The 18,210-nt window shown below is 56.7% G+C and carries 19 protein-coding genes; 12 read left to right on the forward strand and 7 right to left on the reverse strand.

What is annotated here, in order from left to right:
- The first annotated feature begins 45 nt into the window (after nt 1–45).
- The 8 genes from INF77_RS09215 (at nt 46) to pdxK (ending at nt 7,415) form a co-directional block, all read left to right on the forward strand.
- Nucleotides 46–621 (forward strand): RpoE-regulated lipoprotein, encoded by a 576-nt coding sequence (locus tag INF77_RS09215; RefSeq protein ID WP_048957147.1) that lies wholly within the window; start codon nt 46–48, stop codon nt 619–621.
- Nucleotides 622–713: 92 nt separating this feature from the next.
- A complete protein-coding gene (locus INF77_RS09220) occupies nt 714–1,613 on the forward strand; it encodes a Dyp-type peroxidase (protein WP_047368060.1) in 900 nt (299 codons plus the stop codon).
- A 175-nt stretch (nt 1,614–1,788) separates the two neighbouring features.
- Complete coding sequence (locus INF77_RS09225; RefSeq protein WP_041908798.1) at nt 1,789–2,802, forward strand: sulfate ABC transporter substrate-binding protein; 1,014 nt, start codon at nt 1,789–1,791, stop codon at nt 2,800–2,802.
- Nucleotides 2,802–3,635 carry a sulfate/thiosulfate ABC transporter permease CysT gene (cysT, locus tag INF77_RS09230; protein WP_004123378.1) on the forward strand — a complete coding sequence of 278 codons (834 nt, stop codon included), beginning with the start codon at nt 2,802–2,804 and terminating at the stop codon, nt 3,633–3,635. The genes INF77_RS09225 and cysT overlap by 1 nt, the downstream gene beginning before the upstream one ends.
- Nucleotides 3,635–4,510 carry a sulfate/thiosulfate ABC transporter permease CysW gene (gene cysW / locus INF77_RS09235; RefSeq protein ID WP_063155457.1) on the forward strand — a complete coding sequence of 292 codons (876 nt, stop codon included), beginning with the start codon at nt 3,635–3,637 and terminating at the stop codon, nt 4,508–4,510. The genes cysT and cysW overlap by 1 nt, the downstream gene beginning before the upstream one ends.
- Complete coding sequence (gene cysA / locus INF77_RS09240; RefSeq protein ID WP_008501607.1) at nt 4,500–5,594, forward strand: sulfate/thiosulfate ABC transporter ATP-binding protein CysA; 1,095 nt, start codon at nt 4,500–4,502, stop codon at nt 5,592–5,594. The genes cysW and cysA overlap by 11 nt, the downstream gene beginning before the upstream one ends.
- Before the next feature lie 67 nt (nt 5,595–5,661).
- The gene (gene cysM, locus INF77_RS09245) at nt 5,662–6,573 is read left to right on the forward strand and encodes a cysteine synthase CysM (protein WP_028013998.1); all 912 of its coding nucleotides are present in this window, start codon (nt 5,662–5,664) and stop codon (nt 6,571–6,573) included.
- 5 nt (nt 6,574–6,578) lie between these two features.
- On the forward strand, nt 6,579–7,415 hold the full coding sequence (pdxK, locus tag INF77_RS09250; RefSeq protein ID WP_063437029.1) for a pyridoxine/pyridoxal/pyridoxamine kinase: 837 nt from the start codon (nt 6,579–6,581) through the stop codon (nt 7,413–7,415).
- Between the two features lie 44 nt (nt 7,416–7,459).
- Here the strand turns inward: pdxK and crr are convergent, their stop codons facing one another.
- From crr to cysZ, 5 genes are all read right to left on the reverse strand, one after another.
- Nucleotides 7,460–7,969 carry a PTS glucose transporter subunit IIA gene (gene crr / locus INF77_RS09255; protein ID WP_003861316.1) on the reverse strand — a complete coding sequence of 170 codons (510 nt, stop codon included), beginning with the start codon at nt 7,967–7,969 and terminating at the stop codon, nt 7,460–7,462.
- A 40-nt stretch (nt 7,970–8,009) separates the two neighbouring features.
- Nucleotides 8,010–9,737 (reverse strand): phosphoenolpyruvate-protein phosphotransferase PtsI, encoded by a 1,728-nt coding sequence (gene ptsI / locus INF77_RS09260; RefSeq protein WP_008501604.1) that lies wholly within the window; start codon nt 9,735–9,737, stop codon nt 8,010–8,012.
- 44 nt (nt 9,738–9,781) lie between these two features.
- On the reverse strand, nt 9,782–10,039 hold the full coding sequence (gene ptsH / locus INF77_RS09265) for a phosphocarrier protein Hpr (protein ID WP_000487600.1): 258 nt from the start codon (nt 10,037–10,039) through the stop codon (nt 9,782–9,784).
- Nucleotides 10,040–10,356: 317 nt separating this feature from the next.
- Nucleotides 10,357–11,328, reverse strand: coding sequence for a cysteine synthase A (gene cysK, locus INF77_RS09270; RefSeq protein ID WP_028013996.1), 972 nt, complete (start codon nt 11,326–11,328; stop codon nt 10,357–10,359).
- A 163-nt stretch (nt 11,329–11,491) separates the two neighbouring features.
- Nucleotides 11,492–12,253 carry a sulfate transporter CysZ gene (gene cysZ / locus INF77_RS09275; protein WP_028013995.1) on the reverse strand — a complete coding sequence of 254 codons (762 nt, stop codon included), beginning with the start codon at nt 12,251–12,253 and terminating at the stop codon, nt 11,492–11,494.
- A 230-nt stretch (nt 12,254–12,483) separates the two neighbouring features.
- Here cysZ and zipA point away from each other — a divergent pair, with 230 nt between their 5' ends.
- The 3 genes from zipA (at nt 12,484) to INF77_RS09290 (ending at nt 15,763) form a co-directional block, all read left to right on the forward strand.
- The gene (gene zipA, locus INF77_RS09280) at nt 12,484–13,461 is read left to right on the forward strand and encodes a cell division protein ZipA (RefSeq protein ID WP_193532293.1); all 978 of its coding nucleotides are present in this window, start codon (nt 12,484–12,486) and stop codon (nt 13,459–13,461) included.
- A 69-nt stretch (nt 13,462–13,530) separates the two neighbouring features.
- Nucleotides 13,531–15,546 (forward strand): NAD-dependent DNA ligase LigA, encoded by a 2,016-nt coding sequence (gene ligA, locus INF77_RS09285; protein WP_028013993.1) that lies wholly within the window; start codon nt 13,531–13,533, stop codon nt 15,544–15,546.
- Nucleotide 15,547: 1 nt separating this feature from the next.
- On the forward strand, nt 15,548–15,763 hold the full coding sequence (locus INF77_RS09290; protein ID WP_003861328.1) for a DUF3820 family protein: 216 nt from the start codon (nt 15,548–15,550) through the stop codon (nt 15,761–15,763).
- On the opposite strand, the gene INF77_RS09295 is transcribed toward INF77_RS09290, so the two are convergent.
- Nucleotides 15,760–16,755: a bile acid:sodium symporter family protein gene (locus tag INF77_RS09295; RefSeq protein WP_041908807.1), complete on the reverse strand. Its 996-nt coding sequence runs from the start codon at nt 16,753–16,755 to the stop codon at nt 15,760–15,762. The genes INF77_RS09290 and INF77_RS09295 overlap by 4 nt on opposite strands.
- Before the next feature lie 89 nt (nt 16,756–16,844).
- Here INF77_RS09295 and INF77_RS09300 point away from each other — a divergent pair, with 89 nt between their 5' ends.
- Entirely contained in the window at nt 16,845–17,780 is a 936-nt protein-coding gene (locus INF77_RS09300) for a LysR family transcriptional regulator (RefSeq protein ID WP_041908810.1), read from the forward strand.
- Here INF77_RS09300 and INF77_RS09305 read toward each other — a convergent pair.
- Nucleotides 17,777–18,106: a FlxA-like family protein gene (locus INF77_RS09305; RefSeq protein ID WP_028013991.1), complete on the reverse strand. Its 330-nt coding sequence runs from the start codon at nt 18,104–18,106 to the stop codon at nt 17,777–17,779. The two genes, INF77_RS09300 and INF77_RS09305, sit on opposite strands and share 4 nt — an antisense overlap.
- Nucleotides 18,107–18,210: the final 104 nt, after the last annotated feature.

The raw sequence follows: 18,210 nt of genomic DNA on the forward strand, positions 1-18,210 counted from the left end.
TGCCGCACTCCAACAAGCGTTGATTTAATTAGAAAGGACGTTTCAATGAAATCGCTGCGTTTACTTTTATGCGCTCTCCCGCTGGCGTTAACCGGCTGTTCGACGCTCTCCTCCATTAACTGGTCCGCCGCGTATCCGTGGAACTGGTTTGGCTCTTCCACCGAAGTGACCGAGCAGGGCGTGGGAAAAATTACCGCGTCAACGGCGCTCGATCAGGACGCCATTCAGGATGCCCTGAGCAGTGACTATCGCCTGCGTAGCGGGATGAAAACCGAGAATGGTAACATTGTACGTTACTTTGAAGCGTTGAAGGGCGACAAGCTGGCGCTGGTGATTAACGGTGATAAAGGGACGGTGAACCGCATTGCCGTGCTGGACGAAGATATTCCGACCGCCAGCGGCGTAAAGGTGGGCACCCCGTTTAGCGATCTTTATAAACAGGCCTTTGGTAACTGCAGCAGCGCCCCTTCAGACGATGGCGTGGCGGTGGAATGTAAGGCAGAAGGCAGCCAGCACATCAGCTATGTCTTCACCGGAACCTGGAGCGGTCCGGAAGGATTGATGCCCTCTGACGACACGCTGAAGAGCTGGAAAGTGAGCAAAATACTCTGGAAGCAGTAATTTGCGCCTGAACAAACCGCCTCGCTGAAATCCGGGTATAATAGCCGCCATCAATGCCACGCTGACGTGGCATCTTTATTTCAGGAGGAGCGATGTCTCAGGTTCAGAGTGGCATTTTGCCAGAACATTGCCGCGCGGCGATTTGGATTGAAGCCAATGTTAAAGGGGACGTGGATGCCCTGCGCGCGGCCAGCAAAGTTTTCGTTGATAAACTGGCCACCTTCCAGGCCAAATTCCCGGACGCCCATCTGGGGGCCGTTGTCGCTTTCGGCAATAACGTCTGGCGTCAGCTGAGCGGCGGCGAAGGCGCGGAAGAGCTGAAGGACTTTATCCCTTACGGCAAAGGCCTGGCGCCAGCCACCCAATACGACGTGCTGATCCACATCCTCTCTCTGCGCCACGACGTGAACTTCTCCGTTGCTCAGGCGGCGGTTGAAGCGTTTGGCGACAGCATCGACGTGCAGGAAGAGGTTCACGGCTTCCGCTGGGTGGAAGAGCGCGATCTGAGCGGCTTCGTTGACGGCACCGAAAACCCGGCGGGTGAAGAGGTTCGTCGCGACGTGGCGGTCATCAAAGACGGCGTGGACGCGGGCGGCAGCTACGTGTTCGTCCAGCGCTGGGAGCACAACCTCAAGCAGCTTAACCGCATGAGCGTGCACGACCAGGAGATGATGATTGGCCGCACCAAAGAAGCCAACGAAGAGATCGACGGCGATGCGCGCCCGGTGACCTCGCACCTGTCCCGCGTTGACCTTAAGGAAGACGGCAAGGGGCTCAAAATTGTTCGTCAGAGCCTGCCGTATGGCACGGCAAGCGGCACGCACGGCCTCTACTTCTGCGCCTACTGCGCGCGGCTGCACAATATTGAGCAGCAGTTGCTGAGCATGTTCGGTGACACTGACGGCAAGCGCGACGCCATGCTGCGCTTCACCCGCCCGGTAACCGGCGGCTACTATTTTGCGCCGTCCGTTGAGCGCCTGCTGGCGCTGTAAAACGCTCTCCATACGTAGGCCGGGTAAGCGTTAGCGCCACCCGGCAATTTTCCCCGCACCCTTATTCCCTTTTCTGCTTGTAAATCACCAAACGGTATATAAAACCGTTACTCCTTTCATCCCCGTTATAAATATTATGACTATAAGATAGTCATCACATTTATAAGGGTGCGCAATGGCCGTTACTGTACTGAAAAAAGGAACTCTGGCGCTGGCAGGTTTACTGCTGGTGGCCCAGGCGCAGGCGACCGAGCTGCTGAACAGCTCGTATGATGTCTCCCGCGAGCTGTTTGCCGCCCTTAACCCACCGTTCGAGCAGCAGTGGGCGAAAGAAAACAATGGCGATAAGCTGACCATCAAGCAGTCCCACGCCGGTTCATCCAAGCAGGCGCTGGCGATTTTGCAGGGGCTGAAAGCAGACGTCGTGACCTACAACCAGGTGACTGACGTGCAGATCCTGCACGACAAGGGCAAGCTGATCCCTGCTGACTGGCAGAGCCGCTTGCCGAACAATAGCTCGCCGTTCTACTCCACCATGGGCTTCCTGGTGCGTAAGGGCAACCCGAAGAACATCCACGACTGGAGCGACCTGGTGCGTTCCGACGTGAAGCTGATTTTCCCGAACCCAAAAACTTCAGGTAACGCGCGCTACACCTATTTAGCCGCGTGGGGCGCGGCAGACAAGGCTGACGGTAAGGATAAAGCGAAGACCGAGCAGTTCATGACCCAGTTCCTGAAAAACGTCGAAGTGTTTGATACCGGCGGCCGCGGCGCGACCACGACCTTCGCCGAGCGTGGTCTGGGCGACGTGCTGATCAGCTTTGAATCCGAAGTGAACAATATTCGCAAGCAGTACGAAGCGCAGGGCTTCGAGGTGGTTATTCCGAAAACCAACATCCTGGCCGAGTTCCCGGTGGCGTGGGTGGATAAAAACGTGCAGGCGAACGGCACCGAGAAAGCGGCAAAAGCCTATCTCAACTACCTGTACAGCCCGCAGGCGCAGACCATCATTACCGACTACTACTACCGCGTGAACAATCCGGACGTGATGAACAAGCTGAAAGATAAATTCCCGCAGACCGCGCTGTTCCGGGTGGAAGATCATTTCGGCTCCTGGCCTGAGGTGATGAAAACGCACTTTGCCAGCGGCGGTGAGTTAGACAAACTGCTGGCGGCGGGGCGTAAGTAATGTTTGCAGTCTCGACTAAACGCGTGCTGCCGGGCTTTACCTTAAGCCTCGGGACCAGCCTGCTGTTCGTCTGCCTGATCCTGCTGTTGCCGCTCAGCGCGCTGGTGATGCAGCTTGCGCAGATGAGCTGGGCGCAGTACTGGGACGTGGTCACCAACCCGCAGGTGGTGGCGGCCTATAAGGTGACGCTGCTGTCGGCGTTTGTTGCCTCCATTTTTAACGGCGTGTTTGGCCTGCTGATGGCGTGGATCTTAACCCGCTATCGTTTCCCGGGCCGTACGCTGCTTGATGCCCTGATGGATCTGCCGTTTGCGCTGCCGACGGCGGTTGCGGGCTTAACCCTCGCGTCGCTCTTCTCCGTGAACGGGCTGTACGGCGAGTGGCTGGCGAAATTTGACATCAAGGTGACCTATACCTGGCTCGGGATCGCGGTGGCGATGGCCTTTACCAGCATCCCGTTTGTGGTGCGTACCGTGCAGCCGGTACTGGAAGAGCTGGGTCCGGAATACGAAGAAGCGGCGGAAACGCTGGGCGCCACGCGCTGGCAGAGCTTCCGTAAAGTGGTTCTGCCGGAGCTCTCTCCGGCGCTGATGGCGGGCGTCGCGCTGTCGTTTACCCGCAGCCTGGGTGAGTTCGGCGCGGTGATTTTTATCGCCGGGAACATCGCCTGGAAAACGGAAGTCACCTCGCTGATGATTTTCATCCGCCTGCAGGAGTTTGATTATCCGGCGGCGAGCGCGATTGCCTCGGTGATCCTGGCGGCCTCGCTGCTGCTGTTGTACTCGATTAACACTCTGCAAAGTCGCTTTGGTCGACGTGTGGTAGGTCACTGATGGCGGAAGTTACGCAATTGAAGCGATACGATGCGCCCCGCATCAACTGGGGTAAATGGTTTCTGATTGGCGTGGGCGTGCTGGTTTCCGCCCTCATTCTCGTCGTGCCGACGATTTATATCTTCGTCCAGGCGTTCAGCAAGGGGCTGATGCCCGCGCTGGAGAACCTGGCGAACCCGGACATGCTACACGCCATCTGGCTGACGGTGCTGATTGCCCTGATCACCGTGCCGGTGAACCTGGTCTTCGGTACGCTGCTGGCCTGGCTGGTGACGCGCTTTAACTTCCCGGGCCGTCAGCTGCTGCTGACCCTGCTGGATATTCCGTTTGCCGTGTCGCCTGTTGTTGCCGGTCTGGTTTACCTGCTCTTTTACGGCTCCAACGGCCCGCTGGGCGGCTGGCTGGATGAACATAACCTGCAGATCATGTTCGCCTGGCCGGGCATGGTGCTGGTGACCATCTTCGTGACCTGTCCGTTCGTGGTACGTGAGCTGGTGCCGGTGATGTTAAGCCAGGGCAGCAATGAAGACGAAGCGGCCGTTCTGCTTGGCGCATCCGGCTGGCAGATGTTCCGCCGCGTGACGTTGCCGAATATCCGCTGGGCGCTGCTTTACGGCGTGGTGCTGACCAACGCCCGCGCCATCGGTGAGTTTGGTGCGGTGTCGGTGGTTTCCGGCTCGATTCGCGGTGAAACGCTGTCGCTGCCGCTGCAGATTGAACTCCTGCAGCAGGACTACAACACTATCGGCTCGTTTACTGCCGCAGCGTTGCTGACGCTGATGGCGATTTTGACCCTGTTTTTGAAGAGTGTGGTGCAGTGGCGTTTAGAGAATCAGGAAAAACGTCAGCATCAGGAGGGAAATCATGAGCATTGAGATTGCCAATATTAAGAAGTCTTTTGGTCGCACCCAGGTGCTGAATGATATCTCGCTGGATATCCCTTCCGGACAAATGGTGGCGCTGCTGGGGCCGTCTGGCTCGGGCAAAACGACGCTGCTGCGGATCATCGCCGGGCTTGAGCATCAGACCAGCGGGCACATCCGCTTCCACGGCACCGACGTGAGCCGCCTGCACGCCCGCGATCGTAAAGTGGGTTTTGTCTTCCAGCATTACGCGCTGTTCCGCCACATGACCGTTTTCGACAATATCGCCTTTGGCCTGACGGTGCTGCCGCGTCGTGAACGCCCGGATGCAGCAACCATTAAGGCGAAAGTAACCAAACTGCTGGAGATGGTGCAGCTGGCGCATCTGGCGGACCGTTTCCCGGCGCAGCTTTCCGGCGGGCAGAAGCAGCGCGTGGCGCTGGCGCGCGCGCTGGCCGTTGAGCCGCAAATACTGCTGCTGGATGAACCCTTCGGCGCGCTGGATGCGCAGGTGCGCAAAGAGCTGCGTCGCTGGCTGCGCCAGCTGCATGAAGAGCTGAAATTCACCAGCGTCTTCGTGACCCACGATCAGGAAGAGGCGATGGAAGTCGCGGACCGCGTGGTTGTCATGAGCCAGGGCAACATCGAGCAGGTTGACGAGCCGGAACAGCTCTGGCGCGAGCCGGCGACCCGCTTCGTGCTGGAGTTTATGGGCGAGGTGAACCGACTGCAGGGCACCATTCGCGGTGGACAGTTCCACGTCGGCGCGCACCGCTGGCCGCTGGGCTACACCTCCGCGCATCAGGGGCCGGTCGATCTGTTCCTGCGCCCGTGGGAAGTGGACGTCAGCCGCCGCACCAGCCTGGATTCCCCGCTGCCGGTGCAGGTGCTGGAAGCTAGCCCTAAAGGTCACTACACCCAATTGGTGGTACAGCCGCTGGGCTGGTATACCGAGCCGCTGACCGTGGTCATGCGCGACGACGTCCCGCCGCACCGGGGAGAGCGCCTGTTTGTTGGGCTGCAGCATGCGCGCATCTATCACGGTAAGGAGCGGATTGAGACGCGCGAGGATATTGCTCTGGCGGAGTCAGCCTGATAGGTTATTGAGTATGTTTTTCGCCCGGTGGCGTGATGCTTACCGGGCTTTTTATTGAGTAAAAATCGTGAATACACTCGAACACACCATCGGCAACACCCCTCTGGTCAAGCTTCAGCGCATGGGATGTGCCAACGGCAGCGAAATCTGGGTCAAACTCGAAGGCAACAACCCGGCAGGGTCGGTGAAAGACCGTGCGGCGCTGTCGATGATTGTCCAGGCCGAGAAACGCGGTGAAATTAAGCCAGGTGATGTGCTGATTGAAGCCACCAGCGGCAACACCGGTATCGCGCTGGCAATGATTGCGGCGCTGAAAGGCTACCGCATGAAGCTGCTGATGCCGGACAACATGAGCCAGGAGCGCCGCGCCGCGATGCGCGCCTACGGGGCCGAGCTGATTCTGGTAACCAAAGAGCAGGGGATGGAAGGGGCGCGCGACTTAGCGTTAGCGATGGCCGAGCGCGGAGAAGGTAAACTGCTCGATCAGTTCAATAACCCGGACAACCCGTACGCGCACTACACCACCACCGGGCCGGAAATCTGGCAGCAAACCGGCGGGCGCATCACCCATTTTGTCTCCAGCATGGGCACCACCGGCACCATTACCGGCGTGTCCCGTTTTTTGCGCGAGCAGGAGAAACCGGTCACCATTGTTGGTCTGCAGCCGGAAGAGGGGAGCAGCATTCCGGGCATTCGCCGCTGGCCTGCGGAGTATATGCCGGGCATTTTTAATGCGCAGCTGGTGGATCGGGTGCTGGATATTCATCAGCGCGAGGCGGAGAATACCATGCGTGAACTGGCCGTGCGTGAAGGCATCTTCTGCGGGGTCAGCTCGGGGGGCGCGGTAGCGGGGGCGTTGCGCGTGGCGCAGGCAAATCCCGGTGCGGTCGTGGTGGCGATTATCTGCGATCGCGGCGATCGCTATTTGTCTACCGGCGTCTTTGGTGAAGAGAGTTATTCGCAGGGGGCGGGGATTTAAGCGTCATGGAGATGATTCTATTCCGGGATAACACCCGGGCGCAGCAAACCGACATTGTCGCGGTGCAGTCGCAGGTGGTTTACGGCAGCGTGGGGAACAGCATTGCTGTGCCGAACATTCGTACCCACAGGCTGAACGTTACCGCCGTGCCGACGGTGCTGTTTAGCAACACGCCGCACTACGACACCTTCTACGGCGGGGTGATCCCCGACGAGTGGTTCAGCGGCTACCTGAAGGCGCTGGAAGAGCGCGAGATCCTGCGCGAGCTTAAAGCGGTCACTACCGGCTATATGGGCAGCGCCAGCCAGATCGCGCTGCTGGCGCAGTGGCTGAGGGCGGTCAAAGCGCAGCATCCTGACCTGCTGGTGCTGGTCGACCCGGTTATCGGCGATATCGACAGCGGAATGTACGTGAAGCCGGATATCCCGGAAGCCTACCGGGAACACCTGCTGCCGCTGGCGCAGGGGATTACGCCAAACGTCTATGAGCTGGAAGTGTTAAGCGGTAAGCCGTGCCGGACGCCGGAAAGCGCTATTGCCGCCGCGCAGGGATTGCTTTCTGACACTCTGAAATGGGTGGCGATCACCAGCGCGCCGGTCGCCGACGACCCGCAAAACATCCACGTGGTGCTGGTGACGCGTGAGGGCGTGACCGTCAGCGCGCATCCGCGCGTAGAAACCGATCTGAAAGGGACGGGGGATCTGTTCTGTTCAGAACTGGTGAGCGGAATTGTTGAGGGGAAAACCGTTGCCGACGCCATTCGCATGGCCGGCGATCGGGTGACTGACGTGATGCTTTATACCCAGTCGAAAGGCTACGACGAGCTTATCCTCCCTGTATAAACAAAAATGGCGCCCGAAGGCGCCATTTTTCTGTGCGGCAAGAATTACTTCTTGATGCGGATAACCGGGGTTTCGCCCACGGTGACGCTGCCAGACAGTTTGATCAGTTCTTTGATTTCGTCCATGTTGGAGATAACAACCGGCGTCAGGGTAGACTTGGCTTTTTCTTCCAGCAGTGGCAGATCGAATTCAATCACCGGGTCGCCAACTTTAACACGCTGGCCTTCTTCCGCGATACGCTTGAAGCCTTCGCCTTTCAGTTCAACGGTGTCGATACCGAAGTGAACGAACAGTTCGATACCGCTATCAGATTCGATAGAGAACGCATGGTTGGTTTCAAAAATTTTACCGATGGTGCCGTCAACTGGAGCAACCATTTTGTTGCCAGTTGGTTTGATAGCAATGCCATCACCAACGATTTTCTCAGCAAACACTACATCCGGCACGTCTTCGATGTTGACGATCTCGCCGGAGAGCGGAGCAACAATCTCAATAGTTCCGGAGTCTTTCTTATCATCAGAAACCAGAGATTTCAGTTTATCGAACAAACCCATGATCTTCTCCTAAGCAGTAATTTGGGCCGCATCTCGTGGATTAGCAGATTGTTTTTTCTTCAATGAACTTGTTAACCAGCGTCATTAACTCGTCCGTTGTCGGTTGAGCAAGAGCCTGCTCTGCTAACACCTTCGCATCTTCGAAGTTCGTGTTACGGATAATCTTCTTAATGCGCGGGATGGAAATGGCGCTCATAGAGAATTCGTCCAGACCCATACCCAGCAACAGAAGTGTAGCACGTTCGTCGCCTGCAAGCTCACCACACATGCCAGTCCATTTACCTTCTGCATGAGAAGCATCAATAACTTGCTTGATCAAGTTCAGTACGGACGGTGACATTGGCTGGTAGAGATGTGAAATCATATCATTACCACGGTCAACTGCCAGGGTGTACTGCGTTAAATCATTGGTACCGATACTAAAGAAATCAACTTCTTTGGCTAAATGACGCGCAATGGTCGCCGCCGCTGGTGTTTCCACCATCACGCCGATCTCAATTGACTCGTCAAATGCTTTACCTTCGTCGCGCAGTTCCTGTTTGTAGATTTCGATCTCTTTCTTCAGTGCACGCACTTCTTCAACAGAGATGATCATCGGGAACATGATGCGCAGCTTACCGAAAGCGGAGGCACGCAGGATAGCGCGAACCTGGTCACGCAGGATCTCTTTACGATCCATCGCGATACGCACGGCACGCCAGCCCAGGAACGGGTTCTCTTCTTTCGGGAAGTTCATGTACGGCAGCTCTTTGTCGCCACCGATGTCCATGGTACGGACGATAACCGCCTGTGAGCCACACGCTTCTGCGACGGCTTTATACGCAGCAAACTGCTCTTCTTCCGTTGGCAGCGCGTCGCGGTCCATGAACAGGAATTCTGTACGATAGAGACCAACACCTTCCGCACCGTTGCGCTCAGCGCCATCAACGTCGCGTACGGTACCGATGTTTGCGCACACTTCTACCTGATGGCCGTCCAGGGTGATGGCTGGCAGGTCTTTCAGCTTAGCGAGTTCCGCTTTTTCAGTCGCAACCTGCTCCTGAACCGCGCGCAGTTTTTCGATCTCTTCGTTAGTTGGGTTGACGTAAACCAGATTGTTTACGGCATCCAGAATCAGATAGTCGCCGTTTTTCACCTGAGAGGTGACGCTACCGGTGCCCACGATGGCAGGCAGTTCCAGAGAACGCGCCATGATTGAGGTGTGGGAGGTACGGCCACCCGCGTCGGTGATGAAACCGAGAACCTTTTTCAGGTTCAGCTGTGCGGTTTCAGACGGGGTGAGGTCAGCGGCAACCAGGATCACTTCATCCTGAATCGCGCTCAGGTCGATAATGGCCAGGCCCAGGATGTTGCGCAGCAGGCGCTTACCGATGTCACGTACGTCAGCCGCACGCTCTTTCAGGTATTCATCATCCAGCTCTTCCAGGGCAGTTGCCTGACCTTCGATAACTTCATGCGCAGCCGCGTCGGCCGTCATGCCTTTATCTTTAATCAGGGCTATGATTTCCTGCTCCAGCTCCTCATCTTCGAGCAGCATGATGTGCCCTTCGAAGATGGCTTCTTTTTCTTCACCGAAAGTTTCGCCAGCTTTAGTTTTGATCGCTTCCAGTTGCGCAGATGCCTTGGCACGACCGCTCAGAAAACGTTCAACTTCCTGATCAACCTTGTCGGCAGAAATTTTTTTCCGGTCGATGACGATCTCGTCTTCTTTCAGCAGCAGTGCTTTGCCGAAAGCGATACCCGGGGATGCTAAAATGCCTGAAATCATAACCCTACCTTACTTGTGACTGATATTTAAAAGAACCCGGAAACTTACTCGAGCTCAGCCATCAGTTTAACCAGATGCTCAACTGCTTTCTGCTCGTCTTCACCTTCAGCAGAGATGGTAACAACGGTGCCCTGAGTCAGGCCCAGAGTCTGCAGTTTGAACAGGCTTTTTGCGCTAGCGCTTTTGCCGTTGGAAGTTACAGTGATTTCAGAAGTGAAGCCTTTCGCTTCTTTAACAAACTGAGCAGCAGGGCGGGTGTGCAGACCGTTCGGAGCGGTAATGGTAACTTCTTGCTGGAACATTGTATTTCCCCAACTTATAGGTTTAGTGTTGTGGAACTAAAGTCTAGCCTGGCGGCTTAACTTTAGCCTGTATTGTTAGCGCTGACGTTTCAATCGTCATTAAACATTATGCAGCGAAAGGAAGACTTGAACCAAATCATAAAATCGATTCAGCAAGGGTATTTCGTTCACTGATTAATTTCACGCTTCAAAATAATTGCTGGTTTAAATACCAGACACATCGGGGTGAAGCAATGCCAAGAGGGGCAAAAGTCTGAAGCAGGTCACAAAAAAGCACCCGAAAAGGTGCTTTTTTACGCGTTATTAACATACTGGCACTACTGTTGCAGCTCTTTTTCCGTGAACAGATCGGCAAACAGTGCGGTGCTCAGGTAACGCTCACCCGAGGAAGGAAGGATAACCACAATATTCTTATTGGTAAAGGCTTCATCTTCCTGAAGTTTGAGCGCTGCCGCAACGGCCGCTCCGGAAGAGATACCCGCCAGAATGCCTTCTTCATCCATCAGACGACGCGCGGTAGAGATGGCCTCTTCGTTCGTGATGGCAACGACTTTATCGATCAGCTTCAGATCCAGGTTACCCGGAATGAAGCCCGCGCCGATGCCCTGAATTTTATGCGGGCCAGGCTTGAGCTCTTCGCCCGCCAGCGCCTGAGCGATAACCGGGGAGTCGGTAGGTTCAACGGCAACGGTAATCAGCTCTTTTTTACCTTTTGTGCCTTTAATATAGCGAGACACGCCGGTCAGCGTGCCGCCGGTGCCGACGCCGGAGATAAATACGTCAACCTGGCCGTCAGTATCTTCCCAGATTTCCGGGCCGGTGGTCTTCTCGTGAATTTCAGGGTTAGCCGGGTTGCTGAACTGCTGCAGCAGAAGATATTTCGCCGGATCGCTGGCCACGATCTCTTCCGCTTTCTGAATGGCACCTTTCATGCCCTTCGCGCCTTCGGTCAGGACCAGGTTCGCCCCCAGCGCTTTGAGCAGTTTGCGACGTTCGATGCTCATGGTTTCCGGCATGGTCAGGGTCAGCTTGTAGCCGCGTGCGGCAGCAACATAGGCCAGAGCGATACCGGTGTTACCGCTGGTCGGTTCCACCAGCTCAACGCCTGGCTTCAGCACGCCGCGTTTTTCAGCATCCCAAATCATGTTTGCACCGATGCGGCATTTTACGCTGAAGCTCGGGTTGCGTGATTCGACCTTCGCCAGAATGCGTCCATTACCGATACGGTTCAGTCGAACCAGGGGCGTATGACCGATAGTCAGCGAGTTGTCTTCATAAATCTTACTCATGGCCTGTCCTTAACTGTATGAAATTGGGATACCGACCCAGCATACCTGCTAAGCAGGTAGGGGGAAGTAAGGAATTCGCATATCTATATACTGCAAGGAAATAATGGGGATCAGTATGGAATAAGGGACGGCATAAGCCACCCCTGCTTTACACATTTTTGCATTATTTCCATAACGCGTGCTTAGCACGATAACAGTCCACCCACATCGCCGTCGCGCCGCAAACCGCAACCGGCATGATGAACAAATTAAGGAAGGGAATCATGGTGAACAGGCTGGTCAGCGCGCCGAACTGCATATTGGCGACCTTCCGGGTGCGCAGAGCGGTGCGCATCGCTTTAAACGGCACCTTGTGGTTATCGAACGGATAGTCGCAGTACTGGATGGCCAGCATCCAGGCGCTGAACAGAAACCACAGCACCGGCGCAACCGTCTGGCCAATGCCGGGGACAAAGTAGAGGGCAAGCAGTACAACCGCGCGGGGGAGGTACCAGGCAAACTTCTGCCACTCGCGCTTCATAATGCGCGGGATATCTTTCACGATCCCCAGCACGCCCGTGTCCGGTGGCGTCGCGCCGGTAAGCCGCGCCTCCAGCTGTTCCGCCAGCAGGCCGTTAAACGGCGCGGCTATCCAGTTCGCGATCGTTGAGAATAAATAGCCGAATACCAGCAGCACGGAGATGACCGCCACCGGCCAGAGCAGGTAGTTAAGCCACTGCAGCCAGTCCGGCACGTAGCTCATCAGCGACGGGATCCAGCTTTCGAGCTTTGTGAACAGCCACCAGAACGCGCCGCCCATCAGAATAATGTTGATCAGCAGCGGCAGAATGACGAAGCGACGGATACCTGGCAGTGAGACCAGCTTCCAGCCCTGAGAAAAATACCAGACGCCGCTGCGCGGGGGAGAAGACGATGTTGAAACCATAACCAGGCTGTACTCCTTTTTTCACAACCAGTGGAATTGCCCGCCTATATTATCCACTTGCGGACCAATGACCAGTTCGGAAATGTTCGAAAAACCAGCAAAAAGCACGATTTACTTCATCTTTATGCTGCGAATGCTCTGCACACACTTGCACTTGACGTAAACGGCAAATACTCTTAGTGAGTAAATGTTTGCCGTGGTGGCAAGGTGTTAGAACAACAGAGAATATAATGATGCAGGATTTGCGTCTGATATTAATCATTGTTGGCGCGATCGCCATAATCGCTTTACTGGTACATGGTTTCTGGACCAGCCGTAAAGAGCGTTCCTCGATGTTTCGCGATCGCCCACTGAAGCGCATGAAGTCCAGTCGTGATGATGATGACACTGAAGATGACATCACCGGTAGCGACGACGACGGCGTGGGTGAAGTTCGTGTTCATCGGGTCAATACTGCGCCCGGCGCGGCTCATGGGGAGCATGAAGCCCCCCGCGCTCCGCAGCACCAGTATCAACCGCCGTATGCCTCTGCCCAGCCGCGCCAGCCGGCGCCGCAGCCAGTGGAAGAACCTGTACGTCAGCCGCCGCAACCGCCTGTCCAACAGCAGCCCGCTGCGCCACAGCCGGTTCAACAGCAACCTGTGCAGCAGTCCGTGCAACAGCAACCTGTGCACCAGCCCCAGCAGCAGCCTGTTCATGTACAGCCTGCGCCGCAGCCCGCTCCGGCTCCGCACGTTGAGCCAGAGCCGGTCGCTGAGCCTGAACCGGTTGTTGAAAAGCCGCAGCGTAAAGAAGCGGTGATCATCATGAACGTGGCCGCGCATCACGGCAGCCATCTCAACGGTGACGTGTTGCTCAACAGTATTCAACAGGCAGGCTTCAAGTTTGGCGATATGAATATTTTCCATCGCCACCTGAGCCCTGACGGTAGTGGTCCGGCGCTGTTTAGCTTGGCCAATATGGTCAACCCAGGCACCTTTGACCCGGAAATGACCGGTGATTTCGTGACGCCGGGTGTCACTATCTTTATGCAGGTGCCGTCCTACGGCGACGAGCTGCAAAACTTCAAGCTGATGCTGCAGTCCGCTCAGCACATCGCTGATGAAGTGGGTGGTGTGGTGCTCGACGATCAGCGTCGAATGATGACCCCGCAGAAGCTGCGCGAGTATCAGGACCGCATCCGCGAAGTGAAGGAAGCCAACGCGTAATTGTCGCGTTTACTTCAACTCCTCCTCAACCCCCGCCTGTCGGGGGTTTTTTCTCATTGATGGTGCGATATGGACTCAATCGAACAACAACTCACTGAACTGCGAACCACGCTTCGCCATCATGAATATCTCTATCATGTTATGGACGCACCGGAAGTGCCTGATGCGGAGTATGACCGGCTGATGCGCGAGCTGCGCGAGCTGGAGGCGCAGCACCCGGAACTGATTACGCCAGATTCTCCTACCCAGCGCGTCGGCGCCGAGCCGCTGGGGGCTTTCAGCCAGGTGCGTCACGAAGTGCCGATGCTGTCGCTGGACAACGTCTTTGATGAAGAGAGCTTCCTCGCGTTTAACAAGCGCGTGCAGGACCGTCTGAAAAGCAGCGATTCCCTCACCTGGTGCTGCGAGCTGAAGCTCGACGGCCTGGCGGTCAGCCTTCTCTATGAAAACGGCGTGCTGGTGCGCGCCGCCACGCGTGGCGACGGTACGACGGGTGAAGACATCACCACTAACGTGCGAACCATCCGCGCGATCCCGCTGAAGCTGCAGGGAGACAACATTCCCGCGCGTCTGGAAGTGCGCGGCGAGGTGTTCCTGCCGCAGGCGGGATTCGAGAAAATTAACGAAGAGGCGCGTCGCACCGGCGGGAAAGTGTTTGCTAACCCGCGTAACGCGGCGGCGGGCTCTCTGCGCCAGCTTGACCCGCGCATCACCGCGAAGCGACCGCTTACTTTCTTCTGCTACGGCGTAGGTATTCTGGAAGGTGGTGAGTTACCGGACACGCACCTCGGGCGTCTGCTGCAGTTTAAAGCCTGGGGCCTGCCGGTGAGCAACCGCGTTCAGCTCTGCGACTCGCCGGAAGCGGTGCTGGCGTTCTACCACAAAGTGGAAGAGGACCGTCCGACGCTCGGCTTTGATATCGATGGCGTTGTCATCAAGGTCAATTCGCTGGCGCTGCAGGAGCAGCTGGGCTTTGTGGCGCGTGCGCCGCGCTGGGCGGTGGCGTTTAAATTCCCTGCCCAGGAGCAGATGACCTTTGTCCGCGACGTGGAGTTTCAGGTGGGCCGTACGGGCGCTATTACCCCGGTCGCTCGACTGGAGCCGGTGCAGGTCGCAGGCGTGCTGGTGAGTAACGCTACGCTGCACAACGCCGATGAAATCGAACGCCTCGGCCTGCGCATCGGTGACAAAGTGGTGATTCGCCGCGCGGGCGATGTTATCCCGCAGGTGGTGAACGTTGTTGAGTCAGAGCGTCCTGATGATACGCGCGAGGTCGTTTTCCCGACCCACTGCCCGGTATGCGGCTCTGACGTAGAGCGTGTGGAAGGCGAAGCGGTGGCCCGCTGTACGGGCGGCCTGATCTGCGGCGCGCAGCGTAAAGAGTCGCTTAAGCACTTTGTTTCCCGTCGCGCAATGGACGTTGACGGCATGGGCGACAAGATTATCGATCAGCTGGTTGAGAAAGAGTATGTCCATACGCCAGCGGATCTGTTCAGGCTCACGGCGGGCAAACTGACCGGTCTGGATCGCATGGGGCCGAAGTCAGCCCAGAACGTGGTTAACGCGCTGGAAGCTGCGAAAGAGACGACCTTCGCCCGCTTCCTGTACGCGCTGGGCATTCGTGAAGTCGGCGAAGCGACGGCGGCAGGTTTAGCCGCGTACTTTGGTACGCTGGAGGCGCTGGAAAAGGCAAGCATCGACGAGCTGCAGAAAGTGCCGGACGTCGGCATCGTCGTCGCCACGCACGTCTTTAACTTCTTTGCCGAAGAGAGCAACCGCGAGGTCATCGGCAAGCTGCTGGAAGAGGGCATTAAATGGCCCGCGCCGGTGGTGGTCAACGCCGAAGAAATTGATAGCCCATTTGCCGGTAAAACCGTGGTGCTAACCGGTAGCCTTAGCCAGCTTTCACGCGACGATGCAAAAGCGCGTCTGGTGGCGCTGGGGGCCAAAGTGGCGGGCAGCGTGTCGAAGAAAACCGACCTGGTGATTGCCGGCGAAGCTGCGGGTTCGAAGCTGGCGAAAGCCCAGGAGCTCGGCATTGAGGTTATCGACGAAGCGGAAATGATGCGCCTGTTAGGAGAGTAACGTGGAGAAAGAGCAGCTCGTTGAGATCGCCAATACGGAAATGCCGTTCGGTAAATATAAGGGCCGCAGGCTGATCGATTTGCCGGAGGAGTACCTGCTGTGGTTCGCCCGCAAGGACGAGTTCCCCGCCGGGCGCCTGGGCGAGCTGATGGCTATCACGTTACTGATCAAAACCGAGGGGCTGACCCAACTGGTGCAGCCCCTGAAGCGTCCTTAAGCCTTCGCGGCGCGGGTCTCTTCCTGCGCCAGCTTTTCCGTCTGGCGCTTGTAGCGACGCGCCAGCACCGCGCAGACCATCAGCTGGATCTGATGGAAAATCATCAGCGGCAGCACCATCATCCCGATCACCGAGGTGGGGAACAGAATGTTCGCCATCGGGATGCCGTTCGCCAGGCTCTTTTTGGAGCCGCAGAAGACGATGGTGATCTCATCGGCTTTGCTGAAGCCGCACTTGCGCGCCACAAAAACGTTCACCGCAATGACAATTGCCAGCAGAACGAGGCTGACCACCACGATAAACAGCAGCGAGCCTGCGCCCACCTTATGCCAGATCCCGTTTACGACCGCTTCGCTGAAGGCGGAATAGACCACCAGCAGAATCGACGACTGGTCGGTTTTGGAGATCCATTTCTTATGCTTCGCCACGAACGCCCCGGTCCACGGACGCGAGAGATGGCCCAGGACAAACGGCAGCAGCAGCTGCAGGCAGATTTTGCCGACCTGTTCAAGGTTACCTTCCGCGCCGTGCATGTTCATCAGCAGGCCCACCAGCAGCGGGGAGACGAAAATCCCTAACAGGCTGGATGCCGATGCGGAGCAGACCGCGGCTGCCACGTTCCCTCCGGCAAGAGAGGTAAAGGCAATGGCAGACTGCACGGTGGCAGGAAGAATACAGAGATACAGGAAACCGGTGTAGAGCGCCGGATCGACGTTAACCGGTGCCCACCAGGCAAACAGCACCCCGAGGATCGGGAACAGAATAAACGTGCTGCACATCACCCAGAGGTGCAGTCGCCAGTGGCTACCGCCAGCGATAATCGCTTCGCGGGAGAGCTTTGCGCCGTGCATAAAGAACAGCAGCGCGATGGCGGCTGTCGTCAGTCCCTCAAAAAAAGGGACGAAACCACCGCGAGCAGGGAAGAACGAGGCCAGTAAAACGGTGGCCACCAGGGTGAGCGTAAACGGATCAAGAATACGAAATAGTTTCATAATGACTCCTGAAAACAGATGTCGCTATTGTGCTTTTTTCCATTTGAGAAATAAAATTGATTTATTGCATCCATTCATGAATTAAACAGATGAATTATTCCCTACGCCAGCTTCGCATTTTCGTCACCGTCGCCCATGCCCGCAGCTTTAGCCGGGCAGGTGAAATGATCGGCCTGAGCCAGTCGGCGGTCAGCCACAGCGTGAAAGAACTGGAAAACCAGACCGGCGTTAGGTTGCTTGATCGCACCACGCGCGAAGTGGTCCTGACCGAAGCGGGGCAGCAGCTGGCCCTGCGTCTTGAACGGCTGCTTGATGAGCTGAACAGCACGCTCAGAGACGTGGGGAGGCTGGGGCAGCAGCTGTCGGGCACCGTGCGGGTTGCGGCCAGCCAGACGATATCCGCGCACCTTATCCCGCAATGTATTGCCGAGGGAAACCATCGCTATCCTGATATTGATTTTGTCCTGCATGACAGACCGCAGCAGTGGGTGCTGGAGAGCATCCGTCAGGGCGATGTGGATTTTGGTATTGTGATCGATCCTGGCCAGGTGAGCGATCTGGAATGCGAAAGCGTTCTTTCTGAGCCTTTTTTGCTGCTCTGCCGTGACGACGACCCGCTGGCAGCGTTGCTCGAGGTCAGCTGGCAGTCCCTGCAGGGGGCGAACCTGGTTTTACAGGATTATGCCTCAGGCAGCCGTCCGCTGATTGATTCCGCGCTGGTGAATCAGGGCGTTAAGGCAACGATCGTGCAGGAGATTGGTCATCCGGCCACGCTGTTTCCGATGGTGGAAGCCGGAATTGGCATCAGCGTGTTGCCCGCTCTGGCGCTTCCCCTGCCGCAGGGAAGCCAGCTGGCGGTGAAGCGGCTGACGCCCGTTGTCGAACGAAAGCTGATGCTGGTGCGGCGAAAAAATCGTTCGCTCTCGGGTGCGGCGCAGGCCATCTGGGAAGTGGTGCGTATCCAGGCACAACGATTAACCGAGGCCCGCATACGCGATCCACTGTTTAACGCATCAGACGATTAGATGTAGATATCAATTTGATTAGTGTCTGACGGGCTATTCACGCCTTCTACTTTGCCCAGTTTTTTCTGAGCTTCTTCGGCCTGCTGGCGCTGCAGTGCGGCGAGCTGCGCCTGCAGCACTTTGATCTGGGTCTGAATCAGTTCCTGCTGCTTCTTCTTCTCATCTGCACTACCGGTGCTATTCGCCAGCTCTTTTAACTGCTGGGTCAGCTTTTTGATTTTATCGGTAATGCGGCTGATTTGCGCTGCGATATCGTTACTGCCGGAAGCACCGCTTCCGCCGCTGCTGGTTTGAATGGGTTGGGTTGAAGCCTGAATGGTCGTCATACTTTTTCCTCGCGCTATAAAACTGAGGTATCGGCACCGACGGGATTAGCTTGAGGAAAATGCGGCAGGTTCACATTTTTTATATCGCAGATAGCAAAAAAGCG

The organism is Enterobacter cloacae complex sp. P1B (genome assembly GCF_014982345.1).
Taxonomy (GTDB): domain Bacteria; phylum Pseudomonadota; class Gammaproteobacteria; order Enterobacterales; family Enterobacteriaceae; genus Enterobacter; species Enterobacter bugandensis.

Coding starts and splice junctions, on each gene's coding strand:
- INF77_RS09215 (WP_048957147.1), top strand. CDS start 46: ATGAAATCGCTGCGTTTACTTTTATGCGCTCTCCCGCTGGCGTTAACC.
- INF77_RS09220 (WP_047368060.1), top strand. CDS start 714: ATGTCTCAGGTTCAGAGTGGCATTTTGCCAGAACATTGCCGCGCGGCG.
- INF77_RS09225 (WP_041908798.1), top strand. CDS start 1,789: ATGGCCGTTACTGTACTGAAAAAAGGAACTCTGGCGCTGGCAGGTTTA.
- cysT (WP_004123378.1), top strand. CDS start 2,802: ATGTTTGCAGTCTCGACTAAACGCGTGCTGCCGGGCTTTACCTTAAGC.
- cysW (WP_063155457.1), top strand. CDS start 3,635: ATGGCGGAAGTTACGCAATTGAAGCGATACGATGCGCCCCGCATCAAC.
- cysA (WP_008501607.1), top strand. CDS start 4,500: ATGAGCATTGAGATTGCCAATATTAAGAAGTCTTTTGGTCGCACCCAG.
- pdxK (WP_063437029.1), top strand. CDS start 6,579: ATGGAGATGATTCTATTCCGGGATAACACCCGGGCGCAGCAAACCGAC.
- crr (WP_003861316.1), bottom strand. CDS start 7,969: ATGGGTTTGTTCGATAAACTGAAATCTCTGGTTTCTGATGATAAGAAA.
- ptsI (WP_008501604.1), bottom strand. CDS start 9,737: ATGATTTCAGGCATTTTAGCATCCCCGGGTATCGCTTTCGGCAAAGCA.
- ptsH (WP_000487600.1), bottom strand. CDS start 10,039: ATGTTCCAGCAAGAAGTTACCATTACCGCTCCGAACGGTCTGCACACC.
- cysK (WP_028013996.1), bottom strand. CDS start 11,328: ATGAGTAAGATTTATGAAGACAACTCGCTGACTATCGGTCATACGCCC.
- cysZ (WP_028013995.1), bottom strand. CDS start 12,253: ATGGTTTCAACATCGTCTTCTCCCCCGCGCAGCGGCGTCTGGTATTTT.
- zipA (WP_193532293.1), top strand. CDS start 12,484: ATGATGCAGGATTTGCGTCTGATATTAATCATTGTTGGCGCGATCGCC.
- ligA (WP_028013993.1), top strand. CDS start 13,531: ATGGACTCAATCGAACAACAACTCACTGAACTGCGAACCACGCTTCGC.
- INF77_RS09295 (WP_041908807.1), bottom strand. CDS start 16,755: ATGAAACTATTTCGTATTCTTGATCCGTTTACGCTCACCCTGGTGGCC.
- INF77_RS09300 (WP_041908810.1), top strand. CDS start 16,845: ATGAATTATTCCCTACGCCAGCTTCGCATTTTCGTCACCGTCGCCCAT.
- INF77_RS09305 (WP_028013991.1), bottom strand. CDS start 18,106: ATGACGACCATTCAGGCTTCAACCCAACCCATTCAAACCAGCAGCGGC.